The organism is Micrococcales bacterium (assembly GCA_009784895.1).
GTDB lineage: Bacteria > Actinomycetota > Actinomycetes > Actinomycetales > WQXJ01 > WQXJ01.
This window is the reverse complement of the sequence record WQXJ01000003.1, coordinates 59,052-80,558: the sequence shown is the minus strand read 5'-3', so window position 1 is coordinate 80,558 and position 21,507 is coordinate 59,052. Positions and strand designations below refer to the sequence as shown.

General features: G+C 61.0%; 19 protein-coding genes. 8 read left to right on the top strand and 11 right to left on the bottom strand.

The features are described 5' to 3' along the window. Positions 1-140: 140 nt before the first annotated feature. From FWD29_01250 to FWD29_01235, 4 genes are all read left to right on the top strand, one after another. Positions 141-605, top strand: coding sequence for a methylglyoxal synthase (locus FWD29_01250; protein MCL2802572.1), 465 nt, complete (start codon positions 141-143; stop codon positions 603-605). Positions 606-834: 229 nt separating this feature from the next. Further along, positions 835-2,097, top strand: coding sequence for an SPFH domain-containing protein (locus FWD29_01245; protein ID MCL2802571.1), 1,263 nt, complete (start codon positions 835-837; stop codon positions 2,095-2,097). 30 nt (positions 2,098-2,127) lie between these two features. Then, on the top strand, positions 2,128-3,522 hold the full coding sequence (locus FWD29_01240; protein MCL2802570.1) for a hypothetical protein: 1,395 nt from the start codon (positions 2,128-2,130) through the stop codon (positions 3,520-3,522). Between the two features lies 1 nt (position 3,523). Beyond that, the gene (locus tag FWD29_01235; GenBank protein MCL2802569.1) at positions 3,524-4,021 is read left to right on the top strand and encodes a hypothetical protein; all 498 of its coding nucleotides are present in this window, start codon (positions 3,524-3,526) and stop codon (positions 4,019-4,021) included. A gap of 151 nt (positions 4,022-4,172) precedes the next feature. On the opposite strand, the gene FWD29_01230 is transcribed toward FWD29_01235, so the two are convergent. Together FWD29_01230 and FWD29_01225 are read right to left on the bottom strand one after the other, a co-directional pair. Further along, positions 4,173-5,363: a ferric reductase-like transmembrane domain-containing protein gene (locus tag FWD29_01230; GenBank protein MCL2802568.1), complete on the bottom strand. Its 1,191-nt coding sequence runs from the start codon at positions 5,361-5,363 to the stop codon at positions 4,173-4,175. 159 nt (positions 5,364-5,522) lie between these two features. Next, positions 5,523-6,350, bottom strand: coding sequence for a hypothetical protein (locus tag FWD29_01225; GenBank protein ID MCL2802567.1), 828 nt, complete (start codon positions 6,348-6,350; stop codon positions 5,523-5,525). A gap of 303 nt (positions 6,351-6,653) precedes the next feature. Between FWD29_01225 and FWD29_01220 the strand changes: the two genes are divergently transcribed. Both FWD29_01220 and FWD29_01215 read left to right on the top strand, forming a co-directional pair. Continuing rightward, positions 6,654-7,847, top strand: a complete 1,194-nt coding sequence (locus tag FWD29_01220; GenBank protein MCL2802566.1) for a CapA family protein — start codon at positions 6,654-6,656, stop codon at positions 7,845-7,847. Positions 7,848-8,375: 528 nt separating this feature from the next. Next, complete coding sequence (locus FWD29_01215; GenBank protein MCL2802565.1) at positions 8,376-9,011, top strand: hypothetical protein; 636 nt, start codon at positions 8,376-8,378, stop codon at positions 9,009-9,011. Between the two features lie 157 nt (positions 9,012-9,168). Here the strand turns inward: FWD29_01215 and FWD29_01210 are convergent, their stop codons facing one another. From FWD29_01210 to FWD29_01200, 3 genes are all read right to left on the bottom strand, one after another. Beyond that, positions 9,169-10,350 carry a nucleotidyl transferase AbiEii/AbiGii toxin family protein gene (locus tag FWD29_01210; protein MCL2802564.1) on the bottom strand — a complete coding sequence of 394 codons (1,182 nt, stop codon included), beginning with the start codon at positions 10,348-10,350 and terminating at the stop codon, positions 9,169-9,171. Continuing rightward, entirely contained in the window at positions 10,347-11,171 is an 825-nt protein-coding gene (locus FWD29_01205; protein MCL2802563.1) for a type IV toxin-antitoxin system AbiEi family antitoxin domain-containing protein, read from the bottom strand. The genes FWD29_01210 and FWD29_01205 overlap by 4 nt, the downstream gene beginning before the upstream one ends. A gap of 261 nt (positions 11,172-11,432) precedes the next feature. Next, entirely contained in the window at positions 11,433-12,053 is a 621-nt protein-coding gene (locus FWD29_01200) for a hypothetical protein (GenBank protein MCL2802562.1), read from the bottom strand. A 343-nt stretch (positions 12,054-12,396) separates the two neighbouring features. Between FWD29_01200 and FWD29_01195 the strand changes: the two genes are divergently transcribed. Further along, on the top strand, positions 12,397-12,621 hold the full coding sequence (locus FWD29_01195; protein ID MCL2802561.1) for a hypothetical protein: 225 nt from the start codon (positions 12,397-12,399) through the stop codon (positions 12,619-12,621). After that, positions 12,608-13,033, top strand: a complete 426-nt coding sequence (locus FWD29_01190; GenBank protein MCL2802560.1) for a PIN domain-containing protein — start codon at positions 12,608-12,610, stop codon at positions 13,031-13,033. The genes FWD29_01195 and FWD29_01190 overlap by 14 nt, the downstream gene beginning before the upstream one ends. Positions 13,034-13,065: 32 nt before the next feature. Here FWD29_01190 and FWD29_01185 read toward each other — a convergent pair whose 3' ends face one another. From FWD29_01185 to FWD29_01160, 6 genes are all read right to left on the bottom strand, one after another. Beyond that, positions 13,066-13,305 (bottom strand): AbrB/MazE/SpoVT family DNA-binding domain-containing protein, encoded by a 240-nt coding sequence (locus FWD29_01185; GenBank protein MCL2802559.1) that lies wholly within the window; start codon positions 13,303-13,305, stop codon positions 13,066-13,068. A gap of 44 nt (positions 13,306-13,349) precedes the next feature. Beyond that, positions 13,350-14,816, bottom strand: a complete 1,467-nt coding sequence (locus FWD29_01180) for an MFS transporter (protein ID MCL2802558.1) — start codon at positions 14,814-14,816, stop codon at positions 13,350-13,352. A 146-nt stretch (positions 14,817-14,962) separates the two neighbouring features. Continuing rightward, on the bottom strand, positions 14,963-15,706 hold the full coding sequence (locus FWD29_01175) for a helix-turn-helix domain-containing protein (protein MCL2802557.1): 744 nt from the start codon (positions 15,704-15,706) through the stop codon (positions 14,963-14,965). Positions 15,707-15,951: 245 nt separating this feature from the next. Further along, the gene (locus FWD29_01170) at positions 15,952-18,171 is read right to left on the bottom strand and encodes an NADP-dependent isocitrate dehydrogenase (GenBank protein ID MCL2802556.1); all 2,220 of its coding nucleotides are present in this window, start codon (positions 18,169-18,171) and stop codon (positions 15,952-15,954) included. A 184-nt stretch (positions 18,172-18,355) separates the two neighbouring features. After that, positions 18,356-19,897 (bottom strand): S1C family serine protease, encoded by a 1,542-nt coding sequence (locus FWD29_01165; GenBank protein MCL2802555.1) that lies wholly within the window; start codon positions 19,895-19,897, stop codon positions 18,356-18,358. Between the two features lie 959 nt (positions 19,898-20,856). Then, on the bottom strand, positions 20,857-21,450 hold the full coding sequence (locus FWD29_01160) for a hypothetical protein (GenBank protein MCL2802554.1): 594 nt from the start codon (positions 21,448-21,450) through the stop codon (positions 20,857-20,859). Positions 21,451-21,507 lie beyond the last annotated feature (57 nt).

Below are 21,507 nucleotides of genomic sequence, written 5' to 3'. Positions count from 1 at the left end.
AGATCTGCCGCCGGTCTCAGCAGAAATGCGGTCAGTTTTTTTGGCGCAAGAATGGCGCTTACCTGGCTTAATGCGGCCGATGGCGGCGCCACTCGTCGAGCTTGGGGAATAGCGAGCCGGTTTTGCGCTTTGATTGAACTATGTCAAACGCGACTGCCGGCCGCCGGCGAATCGCCCTGGTGGCCCACGACAACAAAAAGACTGACCTACTGAGGTGGGCAGAGTTCAACCGCGACACCCTGTCCGGCCACGACCTGTGGGCCACCGGCACCACTGGCACCATGATCGAATTCGAACTGGGCCTGCCGGTCAACCGGCTGCTGTCCGGTCCGGTGGGCGGCGACCAACAAATCGGCGCCATGATCGCGGAAAACCGGCTCGACGTGCTGATCTTCTTCTGGGATCCGCTAGAGCCCCAGCCGCATGATCCGGATGTCAAAGCGTTGTTGCGCCTGGCCGCTTTGTGGAACGCCCCTGCGGCCTGTAACGCCTCGACGGCTGACCTGATGATTTCCTCGCCGCTGTTCGAATCCGACTACCAGTGGTCCCGCCCGCAGATCGATCCACGCCAGTGGGTGACGGAGGATGAAGCCAGCGACGAATAGTTGGTAAGGCCTCGGTCCTGGCACCCCGGAGCCAACCAAGTTTGTGCCGCGCTGACCACGTCATTTCGGGTCGCTGGATCTCGTTTTTCACCAGCCCATCGGCTAGTCCCTTCCAGCTTGCTGGGATAAAGTAAGCGGCGGACCGGCCAATTTGGCCCGGGCCCCGCCAGGAGGCTCCTTTCGCTTGGGAGCTAACCCGGCGTACCGCAACAACGGGTAGGGGAGACAAATGGGTCTGATCAAAGCAGCAGTTGGGGCAGTTGGAGGCTCGCTAGCCGACCAGTGGCTCGAGTTCATCACGGCACCGGCTTTTGACGAGCAACTACTGGTGGCCCCAGGCCTGTTCCAGGCCCAGAACCAGGGCCGCGGATCGAACACACGCGGTTCGGCCAACATCATTTCTGATGGTTCGCGCCTGTTGATCCCGGAAAACACCGCTTTGGTAGTGACGGACGGCGGCCGTATCAAGGATGTCTCCGTCGAGCCGGGTTACTACTCCTTCGCCAACGACGGCCAGCCCTCGTTGTTTGCCGGCGACGGTTTCCGCAAGTCACTGATCAGCCAATCCTTCGAGCGTTTCAAGTACGGCGGCCAGCCCAGCGGTCAGCAGCTGGCCTACTACATCAACCTGCGCGAGATCCGTAACCAACGCTTCGGCACCCCCGTGCCGCTGCCTTACAAGGACTTCTCCCTGGTGCCACCAGGTTCGGTCCAGGCCCCGGTGCTCAGGCTGATGGCCCGCGGGCTGTACTCAATTCGGATTGTCGACCCAGTACTGTTCTTCCGCAACTTCCTCCCCGCCAACACCCAGCTTTACACGCTGGCCAACGAAGAGGCCTCTGACCAGCTGTTCCAGGAGTTCATCACGGCCTTCGAGGCGGCCTTGCAGGCTATGTCGAAGACCACCGACATTGCCTCGCTGGCGACCCACGGCCCAGAACTAGCCAAGGCTCTGACCGAAGAGGCCGGCCCGGAGGGCTCTTGGCTGGAACGCTTCGGCATTGAGGTTGTCAGCTGCGCCGTCAGCGCCATCGAATACGACGAAGCCTCGCGCCAGCTGATGGACAAGTACAACCAGGGCATGATGCTGCAAGGCGGCATTGGCAATGCCTACACCCAGACCACGCTGGCCGATGCGGCCCTGGCCGCTGGTGAAAGCGGCGGCGGCGCCGGCATGATGGGCGTTGGCATGGGGGTTGGTTACATGGGTGGCACGCTGGCTGGCATGCAGCAGCCGGTGGCCCCGCCGCCCGCTGCCCCGCCCGCGCCCGCGCCGGCACCGGCAGCCCCACCAGCCGCGCCTGCCGCTCAGCCCGCAGCGCCCGATGCCGGCCAGGCACCTCCGCCGCCCGTCTCGCCAGAGCCTGCTGCCGCAGCCGGCGCCCAGGATCCAGTGGCCCTGCTAGGGCAGCTCAAGGCCATGGCGGATCAAGGGCTCATCACCCAAGAGCAGTTTGCGGCCAAACAGCAAGAGATCCTGGGCCGCATGTGAGTGTGATGACACCAGTGGGGAGCGATTGACGTGACGCAGACTCCGCCGCCAGTCCCAAACCAGTCGGGGCAAGCATCGGTTCCACCCGGCCAGCCGCCAGCGCCACCCGTGGCTGGTCCCCCAGCTGAACCGCCGGCATCGGCCGAGGCGCCGCCGGCGCCACCAGCGGGCGGACCGTCGCCTTTGCAACCAGCCCAGGAACCGGCATCGGCCGAAGCGCCACCGGCGCAACCAGCCCAGGAACCGCCACCAGTCGCAGCCCCGCCGGCCCCGCCGGGTCAGGACTTCGCAGAACGTGTGTCCTGCCCCAAATGCGGCGGGGCTGACACGGCCTGGGTGGTCGAACTGGGCCAAATGCGCTGCCAGGACTGCCGTTCGACCTTTGTGCTTGATGCTTCCGGGGTGGCCAGCTTGGTCAACGACGACGTTGCCAATCTGCGGGGTAGTGAGTTCTCGGTCGGCGCCAGCCAAGACGTGGCCGAATCGGAAGACCAGGTCATGACGCTGCGCTGCCCCAGCTGCGGGGCGGAAATGGTGGTCCAGGCCGCGAATCTGGCCGGGGTCAAATGCCACTGGTGCCGCAACCAGCTGAGTCCGGCTAACCGCATCCCAAACGGTGCCCGGCCAGATGGCATTGTGCCTTTCACAGTCACCAGGGAACAAGCCAAGGCATCGATGCAGGAGTTCTTGAAGAAACGACGCGCCTTCGCCAACCGCAAGTTCTTGGCCCAATACACCTTGGAGAACATCCAACCGGTCTATTTCCCCTATTTCATGGTCGACCTCAACGCCAAGGCCGACCACCGGGGACTTGGCGCGCACCTGGTTCGCAAGCACACCAAGAAACAAGGCGATTCCTCGACCACCTACTACGACTACGACATCTACTCCTTTGAGCGGCGCTTCGACCTGTTGGTCAACGACCTGCTGGTGCCTTCGAACGCCGAGTTTGCCAATCAAGATGCCCGGCTCAACACCCACAACATCATCAACTCGGTGGCGCCGTGGGACACCCACGCCACCGTGCCCTATGACCCCCACTACCTCCAAGGTGAGTTCCGGGCCGAGCGCCGTACTTCCAATGTCAGCGAAGTACGTGGCCTGGTTGGGGGGCAGTTGGTCGACATCTCGCATGTTCAAGCCAACAAGACCATGCCCTACTACGACCATGGCGTTATGTACCAGCATGACGACGTCCAGGTTCAAGGCGAGCGGTGGGTGACGCTGCTGTGCCCGGTTTGGGTCTATTCATACTTGGAAGTCCGGTCGAAGGGGCCAATGCTGCACTACATCGCGGTCAATGGCACCAACGGCAAGACAATCGGCTCAGTGCCCACGAGCAAGGCTCGCATGCTGGTGGTGGCCGGCGTGGCTCAAGTGGTTGGCATGGTGGCCGGCGTTATCTGGCTGATTCTGGGAGGTTGAGATGATTAGGCGATTGTCCCTCAGAAAAGCCCTGCGAGTAGTAGGGCGCGGCATGGCAGCCGGATTGCTGGCCGGACTGGTCAGCTTGATGGTGGCCCTGCCGGCTCAAGCAGCCACCTTTACCACCGTCTTGGCGGAGTCTTCTTCCAGCTCAGAGGACAATTGGGGGCCGCTGGCGTTGTTCGTCTTGGGTCCTGTTGTCTACGGCGCGATTCACGCCTTTTATCGCAACCCGGCGGCGCGGCATCGCTACGAGATTGACACCGACATCAAGATCGACCACCTCGATCAGAAAGACCAATTGGTCGAGCGACGCACTAACACCACTCAGTCGATCCTGCCGGGGGCCAATTCCCATCAACTCCAGGGCCTTCCCGGGGGTGGTGGCGCCAAGGCCGGCGCCGGTGGCATCGAAGGCGTCATGGCCAAGGCCATCCAGCGCGGCCACGAGGGGGCCGACCAAGCCCGTCAGCAAAAGCAGCAAAAGAAGCAGAAGTAGAACCCAACCCAGCGCGGCGGGGCTGAGCCTGGCGTATGCCAAAGCTCAGTCTCGCGGTGTTGGTGCAGGTGGACCCGCGTTTTGTAGCGAGACCGAGGTTTCGCAAACTCACCCTTCTGCGGCGAGACCGAGGTTTGGCACAGGTGTTGGCTCAGCGGCCAAAGCGGAATGCTTCGGCGTGGAAGCTCAGCACTTCGATTTGGCTGCGCCTCAGTCCGCTTTTGATGGCCCGGCGCAACGGCTCGGGGCCACAGAAAAAGACATCGACCGGCGTCCCACCGTCAATCTGCTGCTCGATCTGGGCGGCGGTGAGAAAGCCGTCGACGGTGTCGTCGACCAGATGCAGGCGGAGGTTGCCCGTCGCCATGGCCGTCAGCTCATCAAGATAAGCGGCCTGGGCATGGCCGTGGTAGGCATAGAACAGGTCGACCGAGAACTCTGCCGGGACAGCTGATGCGAGGAAGCTCCTGAACGGAGTGATTCCAATCCCACCGGCGATCCAGAGCTGGCGCCGGCTTGCCTTGGTGTAGTCGAACCGTCCGTGCGGCCCTGACAAGGCGAATTCGTCACCGACCTCGATGGCGTCGCCCAAGTGGGCGGTGTGGTCACCCAGCGACTTGATGGTGAACTGGATCTGCTGGGCCTTGGGCGAGGAACTGATCGTAAATGGGTGGGACGGGAATCGAATCCGCCTGCCGGACAACTTCATGAAGGCGAACTGACCCGGCCGGTGGCTCATGGCACGGCCCTTTGGCGTGCCGGTTAGTTCCACAGTGCCAACGGCTACCGACCGCACGGCCGCCACTTCGTATTTGTACCTGAAGGCGAACTTGCGGTTGAAGACAAGCACGTATGTGGCCGCTAGGACACCGCAGAGGTTGACTAGGTTCAGCCAAAGACTAAACGGCGACAGGCTGAAGTTCCCGTAGGCAGAAGTGTTGGAGTAGTGTGCCAATCCCAGCGCATAGGACAAGACCAAGATTAGGTGTGTGGCCTTCCAATTCTCGTAGCTTGTCCGGCCGGCCAGTAGGGTCACCAGGACCAGAACCACGAACAAAGCCAGGCTGGGCAGGCCGAGTGCGCCAAGTCCCTCGGGGTGCTGCCGGCCATATCCGTCCGCCGGGCGGTCATCGGCGGCATGCATGGTGATAAGGTGCGCCACCACCAGCGCGACGGAGCCAATTCCAAGCCACTTGTGGGTTAGATAGGCCTTGTCCAGGCCGTCAAACAGCGCGTCGAGCGGCCGGGCGCGCGTGGCGATGAAAAACACCCAGGCGAATCCGGTCAGCGCCAGCGCCCCCAGCAGTTGGGAGACCAGAACCCCGGAATTCACGTCCCACACTGGCGTCGAAAACGTCCAACAGGCCGCGGTGCCCAGGTAGGTCGCTCCAATCAGCCAGTGCCCTGGCCTGGGTCGGGGTCCGCGAAATGTCATGCCATACCTCAAATTCGCGGGAAGAGGGTCTGACCTGGACTCATGCGATACCTCGGACTCGTGAATTCAGGGCTGGGGTTGGCAGGTGGGGCAGAAGTAGACGTTTCCGCCAAGGTAGGCCGCGCGCACAATACCGCCGCCACAGCTAGGGCAAGGGGCGTGGTAGGTCTTGGCCGAAAGCAACGTCTGGTAGCCGCCAGGGCTGGAAAACAAGTCCTTTTCGGTGTTGCGACCGCCGGCCTCAGCCATGGCGGCCAAGGTGGTTTTGACTGAGTTGAACAACCGGCCGCGCTCGGCGGCGCTGAGGGTGTTGATCTTGGTGCGGGGATGGACCCGGGCGCGGAACAAGATGTCCTGGAGCACGCCGTTGCCCAGGCCTGGAATGCGCTGTTCGGTGGCCAGCAGGGCTTTGGCGGACAGCGTCGGTTTGGCCTCGGCGACAATGCCATCAAACCAGGTCCGGTCGAAGGCCTCGGTCAGCGGGCAGGGGCGTGAGCGGGCCAGTTGGTAGTAGGGCGAATCGAGCTGGCCGGTCTGGGCCAGCCACAGCCCGCCATACATCTGAACCGAAGCCAGCAGGGTGCTGCCGTCATCTAGGCCCACCAGCAGCTGGTGTTTGGCGGGCAGCACTTCGCTGGGTGCGAGCCAGCGCAGATTGATGCCGTCGTGGAAGACCAAGGACATCTCCCCGGCCATTAGCTCGACCATCCCGCCGTAGCTCTGTGCGTCGGTGAAGGTTCGTCCCATCAGGGCCGGGCCGTATGCGGCAGGATCGCCGTTGAAGAAGGCGAACTTATGCGGCGAGGCACCGGCTACCACTTCTTCAACCCGGCGTCCGGTGAGCGTGGCGCGAAGCTGGCCGGCCAGGGTTTGAGCTTCAGGTAGTTCGATCATAGCTCCTCCGGTGCGGTTGTGACCTGGCTCTGGCCAAGCCGCGCAGTCGAGTGGCCCAGCGCAAGGCGAGCCTTCCGGCATCGGCCATAGGGGCCCCAACCACAGCTGCGGGCAGGTCAAAGCTCATGCCAGCCAACCTATCGAGCCGGTCCCAATCTGTCACTTGGAAGCGCTGGAAGCCTTTGCCCGATGCCGCAGCCGCGGGCCGCTAAGCTGGGAGCTTGGGCTCGGGTTCAGCCAGGTTCGGGTCCGCTAGACTGCCTCAAAACCTTGAACGTTGACAGGACGAATAGCAGGTCCCAAATGAGACGCCGATTTCTGCTCGTCATCGCCGTAGCCGCACCTTTGTTGATTGCCGGTTGCGGTGATCCACCGGCCGCTCACAGGTTGCCAGCAGCCCCGGTGGCCGAGGCTGCCTCGCCTAGCCCAACGCCAGAACCGACGCCGGAGCTACCGGCCGTGGTCGAAGCCATAGGTCACTACCTGTTCTTTGGGGACATTTTCTTTGGCCGCTACATCAACGACTGGTCCATGGCCAGTGACTTGCAGTACGACTACCCGTTCCAGCGCCTGGGCGAATGGGTTCCGGAGAACTACAACGCCTGGGTGGCCAACTTCGAGTGCCCGGCGGTGGGCGGCCTGGATATTAGCTCGGCCGTGATGGACCAGACCTTGGAGTTCAACTGCGATCCGGCCTATCTGCCGAGCGTGGCGAAGTGGTTCACGGCGGTCGATTTGGGCAACAACCACACCGACAACCAGGGCATGGAGGGTTTTGCCACTACCCAAGAAAACCTGGCCGCGGCCTCGATTCAATACTTTGGGGCACCTGATCCGTCCAATGGCCCTAACTGCGATGTGGTGGTTTTGCCCGTGACCGGGACCTTGGACGATGGTTCGACCGGGGAATACCCATTGCCCTTTGGCTTTTGTGGTTATGACGGTGTTTTCAAAACCCCAACAGCTGACGAAGTGGCGGAGATCACGGCCTTTTCTGAGCTGCTGCCAACGATCGCTTGGCCTCACTCCGGCGCCGAATACCAGGCCGGACCGGACGAGATCAAAACCAATCTGTACCGGGGCATGATCGACGCCGGCGCCGACATGGTCATTGGCAACCACGCCCATTGGATCCAGTCAACCGAGGCCTATCAGGGCAAGCTGATTGTCTACTCAATGGGCAATTTCATTTTTGACCAGCAGGCCGGTCCGGAAAAAACTCGGTCTGCCCTAATTGACGTGACGGCTCGGATTGATGACGGGGCCGGCCTGGAGGCTTGGTCAGCCATTGCCGAACAATGCCAGCATGACTTTGAGGCCTGTTCGCTGGCTGCCAGCCAAGAAGGGTTGACGCGGTTGCAGCTGACCTACACCTTTGACGTCTCTGGTTCGAACAACAGTGACAGGCTGGTCAAGCCGGCTACCTCAGGTGAGATGGCAGATATCAAGCAGCGCCTGAATTGGGATGCGACAGCTGCGGCCCTAGGCCAAGGCTGAAGTCGCCTCCGGCGTTCCGGTTGGAGCAAAGGAGATTCGAACTCCTGACCTCTTCCATAAAGTCGACGCGCCCAAGGATGATATCGGCGTATTCGGACTTGTTTCTGCGGCGCCGCAGGGCGTGGAAAGGCTTGGCGCTCAGTGAGCGCAACCATGGCTTCGGCCCAGTCTCCAATATCCGGGGCCCTAACAAATGGCCATAGACAATGGCGCCGTTTGGCTTCGCTGGCCGTGTCCCCGATTTTTGGCGGAGCGTCAAGAAAAGCCGTCTCGGTGGTAGGCAACAGAAACCACTGCTTGGCAACTGCCATATCAACGGACTTGTCTGTGTCTCTCCCCACGAAGGTGGATAGGTGAGCAGCCACAACCGACAGTAGTTCGCGTTCGTCATTGCTGCAGACCGGGAGTACCATTCCTCCATTGGAGGGAATTCGAATGCCAGCTCTTCACATGACTTCCGCGAGTTCTGGACTGAAAAAGACCCGCCGGCGTCTGCCTTGGCCACCAGCCTCGATGGGCTTGGTTGCGGTGTTCCTCTTGTTGTCCAGCTTATTTGGCGCCTGCGCCAACCAAAACGACCAAGCCGGAATTTTGAAGGGCGATGGCGTTACGGAATCTGACTCGGCCAATGCCACAGATCAGGCTGATAATCCATCTTCCAAAAAGGGAGGCGAGCAGAACAGCTGGCCAGATGGCCAGGCTGACACTATGACACCCTGGCGGTACTACACCGGTAAGGTGCGCCTAAGCTCCTCTGGCTGTGGTGACGACAACGGCGTCTGGAGCATGGAGGATGGCTGGATCCCGGCTGAGTGCGTCTATGACCCCGACAACACCTGGTCCAGACAAACCAGAATTGGCGTGACCGATGCGGCACAAAACCTGATAAATGGCCTCCTTGTGATGGAAGATGGAGACTCCTGGTATTTAGATGTTGATGGAGGAGAACTCCACGTGGCAGAGCTTTTCGCAGAACCATGCGATGGGACAACCGGTAGCGAGATTGGCAAAGATGCTTGTGGTGCTGAAACCGTTGTCCTGGTTTTTGCCAAGGTTGGCTCGTGCCGCCACGTCACGCTGGCTGCCGGCGGGGTCTTTCCTGGTGACGGGAGAACCGACGCGATGTCATGCGATCTGGCGGTATACGACGAACTGCAAGACTGAAACCAAATCCGCATCCGTGCCCACCTTTCGTTGGCTCCTGCACCTTGGACTTCCACATGTGCCTAGACCCGGGCGCACCCTTTCCCGCATGCAGGAATAGCGGTTCTGCGCGGCCCAGATCAAAGCCTCAGTCGACGATTTGAATCGAGCATCATCGTTAGAGTTCGACTCGATACTTTGGATCAAATGTCTGCGTCGTGGGTCGCATGCCGGCGATCCGATCAACGCGAAAGCTGCGTAGAAGGCCCTGGTCGTTGACAACGAAGAGCAAATAGTTGCCTTCACGGGTTCGACGCAACGAATACGGCTCAACGATTTTCGGACCGACCTTGCCGTCCTTCGCGTGATAGTTGACCTCGACACAGAGCCGGTTAGCTGCGGAATACTGCAAAAGCTGCAGAGGAAATCCGCGCTCCCAGGTCCGGATCGCGACAGGAGACAACCCTTCAGGGTCCAGTCCCTCTTGTTCAGCGCGCGGCAACTCGACCGTCTGCCGCAGGCCGGCAAGCCAGTCGAACACGTCTCCGAGAGCGTTCCAGTGGCTCAAAAACGGGGGCAGCGGTTTGGGCAATTGGTGTCCGAGCATGCTCTCCCACTCGCCCTCAATCTCGACTCTGTATGGCGTGGTCAGCAGTGATTCGAGCGTTGGAACCGCGATGCCGACGAAAGCACATTTCTCTCGCAGAACCTCTTCGACCTCGGTGGCTTTTCCATACAGGTCAGGGTGCCGATGCAGATAGATCACATCGTAGAGGTCCCGCGGACGACAGCGCTCGGAAAGAGCCCGCAGCTTCTCGGCAAAGAGTTCAGTGATCGGGTAGGCAAGCACACCACGGACCGGTAGCGGCCCATCGCTGTAATGGTGAACGATTCGGCGAGTCACCGGCTCCAGCACCACGGCCTCGTCCGAGGTCAAGTCCAGTTTCACCTTCGGCGGTGTCCTTCGGCTTGCGTTGGGTCCTCGGTAGGCGAGGCGTCCTTGGGTTGTCCGCTTTCCCCGCCGGTTCTCCCCATGCCGGAACGTGCTGTCATCGACCACCAGCTCAATGCCGGACTCGTCGTAAACCCAATCGGCGACCTCGGCAAAGATGCTCTGAAGCTCAGCCGGTTCCTCCGGCCCATTAGCGACGACAGTGAAATCCAGATCCTCAGAAAACCGGTAGGTCTCATAAAAGCACTTGCGGAGACAGGTGCCGCCCTTGAACACCCACATCGACGCAAGATCCGGGTGCTGCGCGATGCCGGCGAGCGTCCAACCTAGCGCGTAGTCTTTCTCAAGGACATCGACCGCGAGAGACCACTCGCCGCGCAACTGGTCGAGTTCTCGGCGTGTGATCATGAAGGCCCCTCGGGGCTGATGCGCACGTTCACGCGTAATCGCCACCGAGTGCTCGTGCTACCGCCGGCCGGCCCATCGGGATCAAGCTTCGACAAGCCTTTTGACAGATGTCGGAGGCAAGTTTCGACCAGATCGGGCAGTGCCAAACCCAGTGTCTCGACCAAGAATCCGAGGCGTTTGAACACGCTGCGATTGCCAAGGCGTTCCGAATAGATCAACAAGGTCTCTGCTTCATGGTCTGTCAGGTAGGTGGCGAGGATATCTGCGCCATGACGAATGCCTCCGGCAATGCGGGGGGAATCCAGGATTTCGACGACGGCACGTGCGGGATCCGCGAATCGAAGGCGGTACTCGTCGAACCACTGAGTCTTGAGCCCCCAGCTCATGTCGCCAGCCGTGGATATCAGGTAATCGTTGTCGAGCAGGCGCACCGCCGCGGCCCGTACCCGTGTGGTCGTCTTCAGCACCGTGACACGAGACGACTGGTCTGTCAGCGACCAGTACGACGCAGCCGTCCAGCCGGTGAAGTAGCCAGGCCAGACTTGCGCCGCGACGATCAGCGGGTTCTCAGTCCAGGCGGCCGGGTCTGCTGCATCGGCTGGGACGGCCAAGTAGAGCCCGCGCTGCACACGCCGGAGCCACCCGTTATCTGCCCAGCGCGCCAACCTCTTTGCGGCGACACAAGCATCGACGCCAAGGACATGAGCTGCCTGATCAGGTGTAACAAACCGGCGTCCGCTTGCGAGAATAGCAGTCAGTTGGGCTCGGCCCGCTCCGCTGATGCCCGCACCACTCGCCATATTATCGCTCCAGATGATCATGCCTGTCGTGAACTACTGGATCAGCAGTATACGCCATCAACAGTCCGATATTTCGCGTCGGACATGAACTACCGGAGTCCAACCATCACCTACTGGAACCAGGGACCGAAGGAGGAGCCTGCACCTGGCTCCCGGCGCAAGATAGGCGAGTTTCGAGCAAGCGGCTTAGTGTGGACCTCTGCCGGGCTTACTCGAACAGTTCTGACCTGCGGCCAATGGCCCAAGGCATTGGCAAGCGCCACAGCGACGAGCCCGGCGGGGCTAGTAGTCGAGTAGTAACGGCAAGCGGTTTTGCTGGGCGGTCAGCGCCAATTTCATAAAGACGGCCAGGCCAAAGCGCCCGGCGGTGCCGGCATCAGCCTCGTTCGATGGCGGCCCCGCTTGCCGCAGGCGGTCAAGCTCGGTCTCATCGCTGACGCCGAGCCGGCTCGCGAGCATTTGGAGTTCACCGACAAGAAGGTCAACCTGGCTCATCCGGGTTGGTTGACCAGTCAATCGAGGAGCCTCGAACACGCTGGGCCCACTTGAAATTGGCAGCCACCACTCGACGCCTGACAACAGCGTGGGATAACGGACGGGCGCCTTGGCCGCCTCTTGGAAAGCAGCCGAGTCTTCCCAAGCACGCGGCAGGTCCGGTGGCGTACTCCGAAAGCCGAAGCGCTTGCGAGCACCGGGTTTCGACTCGGGTTGTTCGTCATAGGCCGCAAGCAGTACCAGTCCACCGTAGCCATCCCAATCAGGCTTGTCAGTCCAGTACGGCAAGTCAGGCGTCTCTGGCCAGGCGTCGTCATCGGCCGCGAGCGCGTGCAGCAGATCCCGCTGCCACCCTGCCACCGCGTCCTGGATCTCGATGGGATCTGTTATCGCGTCTGCGGGTGTCATCCTCGACCCACGAGGCTATCTTGCCAGCCAGTTATTGGCGCCAAGCTAGTTAGGGATCTTGGGGCGGAGTGGAGCACAACGGTGCGTCCAGACGCCGGCAGTCCATACACATCGCCGCCATACCTTCATCAGGCCCATCAAGCCGCACTTCCCAACGGTCGAGCCATTGTCCGCCGGTGTTTTCGGTTCCAACAAGCTCGTACTGTGCGCGCATCATGCGTCGCAAGAAACCCTATGAATTGACTTGTCCGCGCTGGCGGGACGACTATGGGTGCCCTAGCCGCCTGCCGGGGAGTCAGTCGCGGTGAATCACTTGTCGATACCGTGGTGATACACTGGCGGCATGCCGACCAAACACCCTCGTGTGCTGGTCACCCGGACGCCCGAGGTTGACCAGATCATTGCCGCTGGTCAAGCCAGATGGCCAGGGCGCCCTGCCAGCGCGACCTTGGTCGCCTTGGCAGGCGAGGCCGTGGCGGCTCGCCCGCGAAGCAGCTTTCTCATCAGTTTCGAATCGCCCGGAGAGTTGACGGACGAGATTATCGAGGCGGCACTTGAAGACGACTGACCTACCTGATGTTAACGTTCTGGCAGCGCTCCACCTCACCGGCCACCCTCACCGTGGCATCGCGCGGGCCTGGTTCGACCAGGCGGGTGTCATCGCGACGACTCCGATGACGCAGGCTGGCCTGCTGCGAATGCTGCTCAACCCGACCGTCAGCGCGCGGCCAGATCCGGTCTTGGCCCGGCAGGCCGTATCGGCGTTGCTTTCGACACCCGGAGTGGCATTCTGGCCGGACGACACGCGCAACGTCGCCGACACTGTTTTCTCCTACGCCCTTTCAGGCCACGGTCAGGTCACCGACCTCCACCTGCTGGCCCTCGCCGTTTCACACGGCGCCCGCCTCGTCACGCTGGACGGCAAGATCGAAGCGGCGCTGCGCCCCAAAGACCGCCGGTATCTGTACGTCCTGCGCTGATTCTGGTACAGGGACTGCCAGCTGCCAGGAGCTCAACGGCGGCCCGCGTCAATCAGAGCGAACAGCGCTGCATCGTCAAGCGAGCCTCCGCCATCGGCCACCAGGCGCCCGTCGTGATCCCGAGCCAAACGAGCAGACCGCCCTCCGGGCGTGATTTGAAGGCCAGACCCGTAAATGGAGACGTCGACCCGCGTCCCCGGCGCCAGACTCAGAGCAGTCCGTAGCGACTTTGGGATCATGATTCGTCCTGCCGCGTCAACAGTCATCTCCATGGGAACAAATTACTAATCCACTCCCAGCTCCGCCCGGGCCCTTGTCACAGCCGGGTGTTGCGCCCCAAGAACGGCACCACATAGAAGGCCACGGTGCACACTAGGAAGACGGTGTAGGCCACAATCAGCCACCACAGCCCCAAGGTGTAGCCCTGAACCACGTGGTCGGGGCCCACATCGGCGCGCTGCCTGAGGGCCAGGGAAAACATCTGCGGCATCAAAAACCCGCCGTAGGCGCCAAAAGCCGAGATGATCCCCAAGGCACTGGAGGTTTTCCGCTCGGTGGCTATTCCGGCCGATGCCTTGGCGGCGTCTTGTTGGCCGCCGCGGTAGGCGAAGATGGTCGGGATCATTTTGTACATTGAACCGTTACCCACACCGGTGGCAATGAACAGCACCAAGAAACAAGCTAGGAAAGCCCAGAAGGACGGGCTGTGGCCAGCCAACACCCTGATCGCAGCAAAGGCGGCAGCAATCATCACAGTGAAACAGGCCACCGTGATGTAGGCGCCGCCCACCTTGTCAGCCAACTTGCCACCAAACGGCCGGGCCAGAGACCCTACCAACGGGCCGGTGAAGGCCAGACCAATACCAACCACGCCAAGGTTGATTAGCTTGAAGGCCGGGAATTGGTCAGCAATTAGCTTCGGGAAGGCGCCGGCCAGGCCAATAAAAGAGCCGAAGGTGCCAATGTAGAGGAAACTGAGCAGCCACAGGTGTGGGTCTTTCAAGGCGGCGCGGTAGCCGGCCATATCGGCCTTGGCGCTTGTCAAGTTGTTCATGCCAAAGTAGGCCAACACCATTGCCAGGACAATGAACGGGATCCAAAACCAGCCGGCGATGGGCAGGTTGGGCACCTTGGGGCCGCCCCCGGTTACTGCTGCAGCTGTCAGCGTCACCAGAATCGGCACGGTGAACTGCGCCACAGCAGCACCAATATTGCCCCCGGCGGCGTTTAGCCCAAGGGCCCAGCCCTTGGTGCGTTGCGGGAAGAAGAAGGTGATATTGGCCATGGAGCTGGCGAAGTTGCCGCCACCAAAGCCGGCCAGCGCCGCCACCAGCAGCATCACTGAGTAGGATGTGCCTCCCTGCCCGTTGGCATCGGGGTGGTTGGCGATAGCGAAGCTCATGGCGGTAGTGGGCAACAACAGCAGGGCTGCCGAAACAATGGTCCAGTTGCGCCCACCGACCTTTGACACCATCAGCGTGTAGGGGAAGCGCAAGGTGGCGCCTACAAGGGCCGGCAGGGAGATCAGCCAAAACTGCTGAGAGTCAGTAAAGGCAAACCCCTTCCAGCCGTCCAGAGAGACCACCACGATGCTCCACAACTGCCAAACAACAAACCCCAGGAATTCGGCATAGATCGAAAACCCTAGGTTGCGCTGGGCAATTCGCTGGCCGCCACCCTCCCATTGGTCTCCAGCTTCGGGGTCCCAACCGTCAATCCAGCGGCCCTTGAGATGGGTAATCTGACCGGCGCTACGGGCGGGCGGTGGGGTGGGGGCGCCCAACAGTGGGTCCTATTCTCTGGCGGCGCAGTTATCCAGGTTGCGCCCTGTCTTGGACGTAGCCAAGGGCCGCGCTGGACCAGTGGCCACCTGGAGCAAAACCCAATTGGAGGGGCTTTGGACGAGTCTCATGAAAAACGGGCCGGCAATCAATCGGGCTCTGTTTGAGTGTGCAGGGTCACCGAAGTTTCCGGGCCGGCCGGCGTCGGTCCGAGTGTGCCGATGCAGCGGTGGTGCTCAGTCTGTGGCGTCAATTCATTCAGGCGCTGGCCAGAGCCCATTTCTTCCAGCGAGCCGTTGACCATGCCGGCGTGCAGTTGGCAGACCACGTCCGGGAAGCGCCGGGCCGAGTCGTAGAACGGGCAGTTATGCAGCAGAAGTGAAGTCGCGCCCGGCTCGTCCATCACCTCTGGGGCAAACCACAAGGCGTCCAGTTTGTCCACCAGACGGCCGCTGATTTCGGCCTCGTTGATGTCTTCAAACGGCGCTGGCCGGGAGGTCAGGTAGCGCCCCCACTCGTGGCCCACTTGGTAGAGCCAGGTTCCGGCCTCCGGCCAGGACTTGGCGATGGCGGTGGTTAGCATCTCCGACAACAGTCGGTAGCCCATGGCCCGCTCGTGAGTTTGGTTGGGCAGGGTACCCGAATAGACCACCTTTGGCCGGCCGGGGACTGAGCGGGCCTCGGTCTGGCGATCAGCTAGACCAGCCTCCACCAGCGACTCTAAGTGGAAGCGGGCGGTGTTGATGTGGATGGAGACCTTGTCCGCGACTTCCTGAACGGACAGGGGCTCACGGGAGTCGCGCAGTATTTGGATAATGTGAGTACGCCGCCCGCCCTGAGCGTCCCGGCCGGTGGTGCCGTCAGGGACTGACCGGTGATCTGTTGGTGTCAATTCAACCTCGCTCCAGGCTGGAAGCCGTCAGGTTGTCATTTTAGGCCCGCGCCGCCCTCGCGCTCAAGACCAGTTCGACTACCAGCTGAATGGTGTGGTAATTGGCCCTGCTGGCAAAGGGCCCGGGCCGCCGCCATCGGCCACCAGGCGTCCATTGTGATACCTGGTCAAGCGAACCGCGCGCCGGCCAAGCGCAGGCGGCCGTATCGTTCAGATCAGGCAGGTCGCGATGACGCCGGCAGCTACTAAATCGAGTCGATAATGCGGTTGAAGGTCGCGCTCGGACGCATTACCGCCGTGGCCTGGGCAGGATCTGGACGGTAATAGCCGCCTATCTCGGCAGGTGAACCTTGGACGGCGATAAGGTCCTCAATGATAGTCGGTTCGTTCAAAACGAGAGCCTCCGCTACCGGCGCAAAGGTGGCGGCCAGTGCCTCGTCGACTGTCTGGGCGGCCAGTTCCTGGGCCCAATACATCGCCAAAAAGAAGTGCGAACCGCGATTGTCGATGCCGCCAAGACTCCGAGTAGGGGATTTGTTCTCCTCAAGGAATCTGCCTGTCGCCTGGTCGAGCGTCTGGGCCAAGACTGCCGCCCGCGGGTTTCCGGTAACGCGGGCGAAATGCTCGAATGACGCCGCCAAGGCAAAGAACTCCCCAAGAGAATCCCACCGCAGGTAGTTTTCCGCCACCAGTTGCTGCACGTGCTTGGGTGCAGACCCACCGGCGCCAGTCTCAAACATCCCGCCCCCGGCCATCAACGGCACGATTGACAGCATCTTGGCTGAAGTACCAACCTCCAGGATGGGGAATAGGTCAGTCAGGTAATCGCGTAACACATTGCCGGTCACAGCAATGGTGTCCAGACCAGAGCGCATCCGCTGGCAGGCATAGGCGCAGGCCGCCACAGGTGCCATGACACGGAGGTCCAGTCCGTCGGTGTTTTCTGTCGCCAGGTGTCCTTCGACCAGTGGGATGAGGATGGCGTCGTGAGGGCGGTTCTGGTCGAGCCAGAACACTGCCGGCATGCCAGAGATCCGGGCTCGCTCAACGGCCAGGTGGACCCAGTCTTTGATCACCGCAGCCTTGGTTTGGCAGGCGCGCCAAATATCGCCGCGCTCAACCTTGTGCGAGATCAGCACCGTCCCGTCCGCAGCCACAACCTCGACCACGCCGTCACACGGCGCCAAATAGGTCTTGTCGTGTGAGCCGTATTCTTCAGCCGCTTGAGCCATCAGGCCGACGTTCTGGACGGTACCGAGCGTCGCCGGGTCGAAAGCACCACCAGCAATACAGTCTTCGATCACCGCCTGGTAGACGGCGGCGTAGGACGAGTCCGGGATGACCGCGAGGGTGTCGTTTTCAAGGCCATCCGGGCCCCACATTTTTCCGCCCCCACGGATCATCGCAGCCATCGATGCGTCGATAATCACGTCAGAGGGCACATGCAAGTTGGTGATGCCTTTGTCGCTGTTGACCATGGCCAATGGCGGCCGGGCGGCCAAGCCACGCGCCACCGCGTCAACAATGGCGTCACCTTGATCAAGGTCGCGGGCCTTCGCCAAGAGGGTGCCCAGGCCGTCATTGGCTGAGATGCCTCCATCAGCAAAGGTGTCAGCGAAAGTGGTAAACACCTCCGGCAGATAAGCCTCAACCACATGCCCAAAGATGATTGGATCAGACACCTTCATCATGGTTGATTTGAGGTGGACCGAAAACAGGCTGCCTTCGGTCGAGGCCTGCTCTATTTGCTCAGCTAGGAATGCCCTCAGTGCCGCAACCGACATGAAGGTGCCGTCGATGACCTCACCGGCCAAAACGGGCAGGCTGGCCTTTAGGCTGACTGGCTCGCCGCCCGCCGCCGGCTGCAAGCGGATCGACAAATTGTCATCACGCTCCATCACGACAGATTTCTCGTTGTGCCTGAAATCGCCCGTGTCCATCGTCGCCACCCGCGTTCGCGAATCCGGCGACCACGCTCCCATCCGGTGCGGATGTCGCTTGGCGTAGGCCTTGACCGCCGCGGGCGGGCGACGGTCAGAATTCCCCCGCCGCAAAACCGGGTTCACGGCCGAACCTTTGACCCGGTCGTATCGCTCCCGGACGGATACTTCTGCCGCCGATGCCGGTGCCTCGGGGTAGTTAGGGACAGCGAACCCCTGGCTTTGCAGCTCTGAGATGGCGGCGAGGAGTTGCGGCACGGATGCGGAGATATTGGGGAGCTTGATGATGTTTGTGTCAGCCGCCTGGGTCATTTCGCCAAGTTCTGCCAAGGCGTCAGGCACGCGCTTGTCCTCCGGTAGGTACTCCGGGAAGTGGGCGAGGATGCGCCCCGCTAAGGAAATGTCGCGGGTCACCACGCGGGTGCCGGCTTGGCCAGCAAACGCCTGGATGATGGGGAGGAACGAATAGGTCGCCAGCAGCGGCGCCTCATCAGTGTGGGTATAAACAATAAACGGGCCTGACATGAGCGCCAGTGTAACGCCCTGGCAGGAGGACAACCTGGGCAGGGGCCCGAAGGCACCGTTGGCCACCACCTGGTTGTGGCCCAGAGGACCGAAGAGCTTTTGCTGGCCGGGCCCGCCGCCAGCAGCCAAAAAACGAACCGGCCCCCACCCAGTATCTGGGCGGAGGCCGGCTACCGTATTTGGACTATTTGGCCATAAACGTTTCAAACGCATGCTGGAGCGCGCCTACGTCTGCCTCGGTCAGTACCTGGGCAACCAGGACTATCCCGTGGCCGCCGGCGTCTGCAGATGTAACCAAAACCACACCGACTGTGTCGGTCCCGCCACAGTCGCTGTAGACCTGGAATCTACCGGTGTACATCCCATCGGCGTAGTCGGAAATCTCACCGACTGTGCACCCAGAGGCAAATGTGGAGCCAAAGGCGGACAGCACATCATCGCTACTGGGGATCTCAGGTATCCGGAGGATCGTCACACCAGGGGTGTTCCAACCGGTGTCATAGCTGTTGATATTCGGTGATGCAGTGATGGCCGGCGTCGGTGTGTCACCCTGGATTGGCGCGGTGTCGCGTGACGACCACTGCACTGGGACCTCAACCTGGAGAACGCCGGTATCGTCTACCACCATTTCGTAGGTGTAGTCGGCGCCACCGCCACCAACGCCACCGCCACCGGTCTGATCTTCAATCTCCTGGCGGAAGGAAACGGTTTGCTCCAGCACCTTGTCGCCGTTGATCTCTCCTCTGAGCATCTCCGAGGTGTCGAACCGCAACACTTCGACTGAGATTGGGGCCTGACCGGCCGTGCGGATGACATTGCAGTAGCCACTGAAATTCCGATTCTGGCCAACAGGCAAGCCGTTCATGGTTGTGATGATGTCGCCAGCCAGAATGCCGACCTTGGCCGCTGGTGAACCAGGTGCTACACCAGAAACCCAGATACCAACCAGGCCACTTTCGTCATCATCGATCGCGAAACCGTTGACGCCAATCGACTCGAAATCGCCACCCTTGAGGGTGTCGACAACTGGCACTGCCAGATCAGCCGCAATGGCATAGTGCAGCCGTTCACCCGCGCTGGTCTCCCAACCTGCGTAGTGGATGCCGACAACCTGGCCGTTCTCGTTGAGCAAAGGACCTCCGGAGTTACCCGGCTGGCTGGTCGCGTCGTGCTCAATGGTGTGGTCAATCGACGAAGTCCCGGTGATGTCACCGTCGGCATTGGCTTTGTTGACAATGCCTTTGGTCAACGAGTATTCCTTGTCACCCAATGGGAAGCCGGCCACCCAAATGTCCATGCCGACCTTGATTTCGCCTTTGTAGAAGTCGAGGTACGCCATGTTCGAGGCCCCGGAAAGTTGAAGTACAGCCAAGTCGTTGCATTCAGACACCCCGAGAACCGTGGCGTTCCAGGTCTTGTCGTAGTCGCCTCCAACCCATATTTCAAGCGTCGCGGCACCAGTGACGACGTGGTTGTTGGTCACAACCAGGCCGTCGGGGCTGATGACAAACCCGCTACCAGAACCTGAAACGGTGGTATCTCCAACTTCAGGATCGCGGATGGCGCCCTTTGCTCGGATGTAGACGACGGCCTCCTTGGCGTCCTCGTATGAGGACACTGCTGCGCTTCCCTTGCCATCGGAGCCTTTGCCCCCACCTTTTAGCAGGAAGAAGGCACCGGCCCCACCAAGGGCCAGGACCAGCACCACGATGATCGCGATGATCATTGTCTTTTTGCTCTTTGGTTTCTCCGGCGGTGGCCCCACCGGCGGAACCTGCATCGACTGGGGATACTGGGTCGGCTGGGGAGTGGTCTGTTGGTACCCCGGTGCCGGCGGCTGAGGCTGCGTCGCCTCAGGCGGTTGATACTGCTGCTGCGCTGGCGGCTGAGGCTGCTGGTATTGCGGCTGTGCCGGCGGCTGAGGTTGCGTCGCCTCAGGCTGTTGATACTGCGGTTGCGCTGGCGGTTGCGCTGGCGGCTGAGGCTGTGCTGGAGGTTGCTGCGCTGGCGGCTGAGGCTGCTGGTATTGCGGCTGCGCTGGCGGCTGAGGCTGCGGCGGTGCCTGTCCGTCAGGCGGCGGGTCTTGCGGTGTCGGCGGACCTGGTTGCTGACTCATGTGGTCGGACTCTCTCTGAGCGGTTACAAATGATCAGGAACTCGAACCCGGGCGCTGCTGACTCAGGAGATCGTATTGCCGGCGGCGCTGGCGGTATTCGCTTACCCATTTTCTACCTGCATGACGTTATCAGGACTAATTGTTGTTGGCTAGGAAGTGGCGGCCCTGATCTGGGCGCCCTTGGACAAAGCCAGGTCGAACCCGAAGGGTCACTTGGGTTGTTTGCGACTGGCCAACTGTGGCCGATTCGAGGTCGCCTTCCTCCTGGCCGGCCGTGGACAGGTACCGGCCCGTCGACAGGGCAGCAAAGGGCTGAAACTTCGAACGCGCGATGTTCGGCGCTGTTCGCCTCTGTGTCCGCCTTGGCTCCGGGCTGGCCAATGCGCCTATCTAGCTAGCGGCCTTCGGGGGCGGAGCAGAAGGTGCTGTAGTTCGGTATGCCTCCAACGTAGGCAACCGGTGTCCTGGGACACCGAACACCCGGCGCGATGGCGTTTGGGCTACCATCCACGTTAGAACCACATTTGCCCAAAAACTGGATCTTGGATCTGGCAATTGGGTGGCCACAGCTAGTAAATGAACTTAATGCTGTCAACAATAGCTGCAGCTTCGGTGTTGCTTAGATCCGAATTGGCGACAAAAACATTTACCCAAAGCCCGTCACTTGTCTGGCCAATGTAGTTGTTTATGTCGTCCCCGAAAACCACGAAGTGACCTTCCATTTCAATGCCTCCAATGGTTTGGCTGTCGATAGGAGTAGCATCACTTGGCGTGAAAAAGACATCAGTACTGCTCAGCTTGATTCCTATGGTAATACCTTGGTACCTGGCATCATCAGTTGGTTTCGGGCCGTCAAGGATGTAGAGATCCTCTGCCTGCGAATCGAGATAGGCGGTCCAGCCGGCAGGTACATCAACGTTTATGGTCACGTCAAGTCTTTCTTGAACAACGGTGCCGGGGCCTTCTACTGGCTCAAGCGGCTCGGTCAAGATCAACTGGTTTTGCGGTGGAGTTTCTGCTGCTGTATCCGTACTTTCCTTGTCGTTGCTTTTGTCGCCACCGCTGGTGACTTCATTGTCACCAGTGCCACTACCGCATCCGGCTACAAGGGCCAGGCCAAAAGACAAAACTAATACCAATGGCGACGAGGCTATCTTTCTCATTTACAGTTTTCTCCTTTTTCGTTTCCTACTATCGATAATATGTCCAGAAGTCATGCC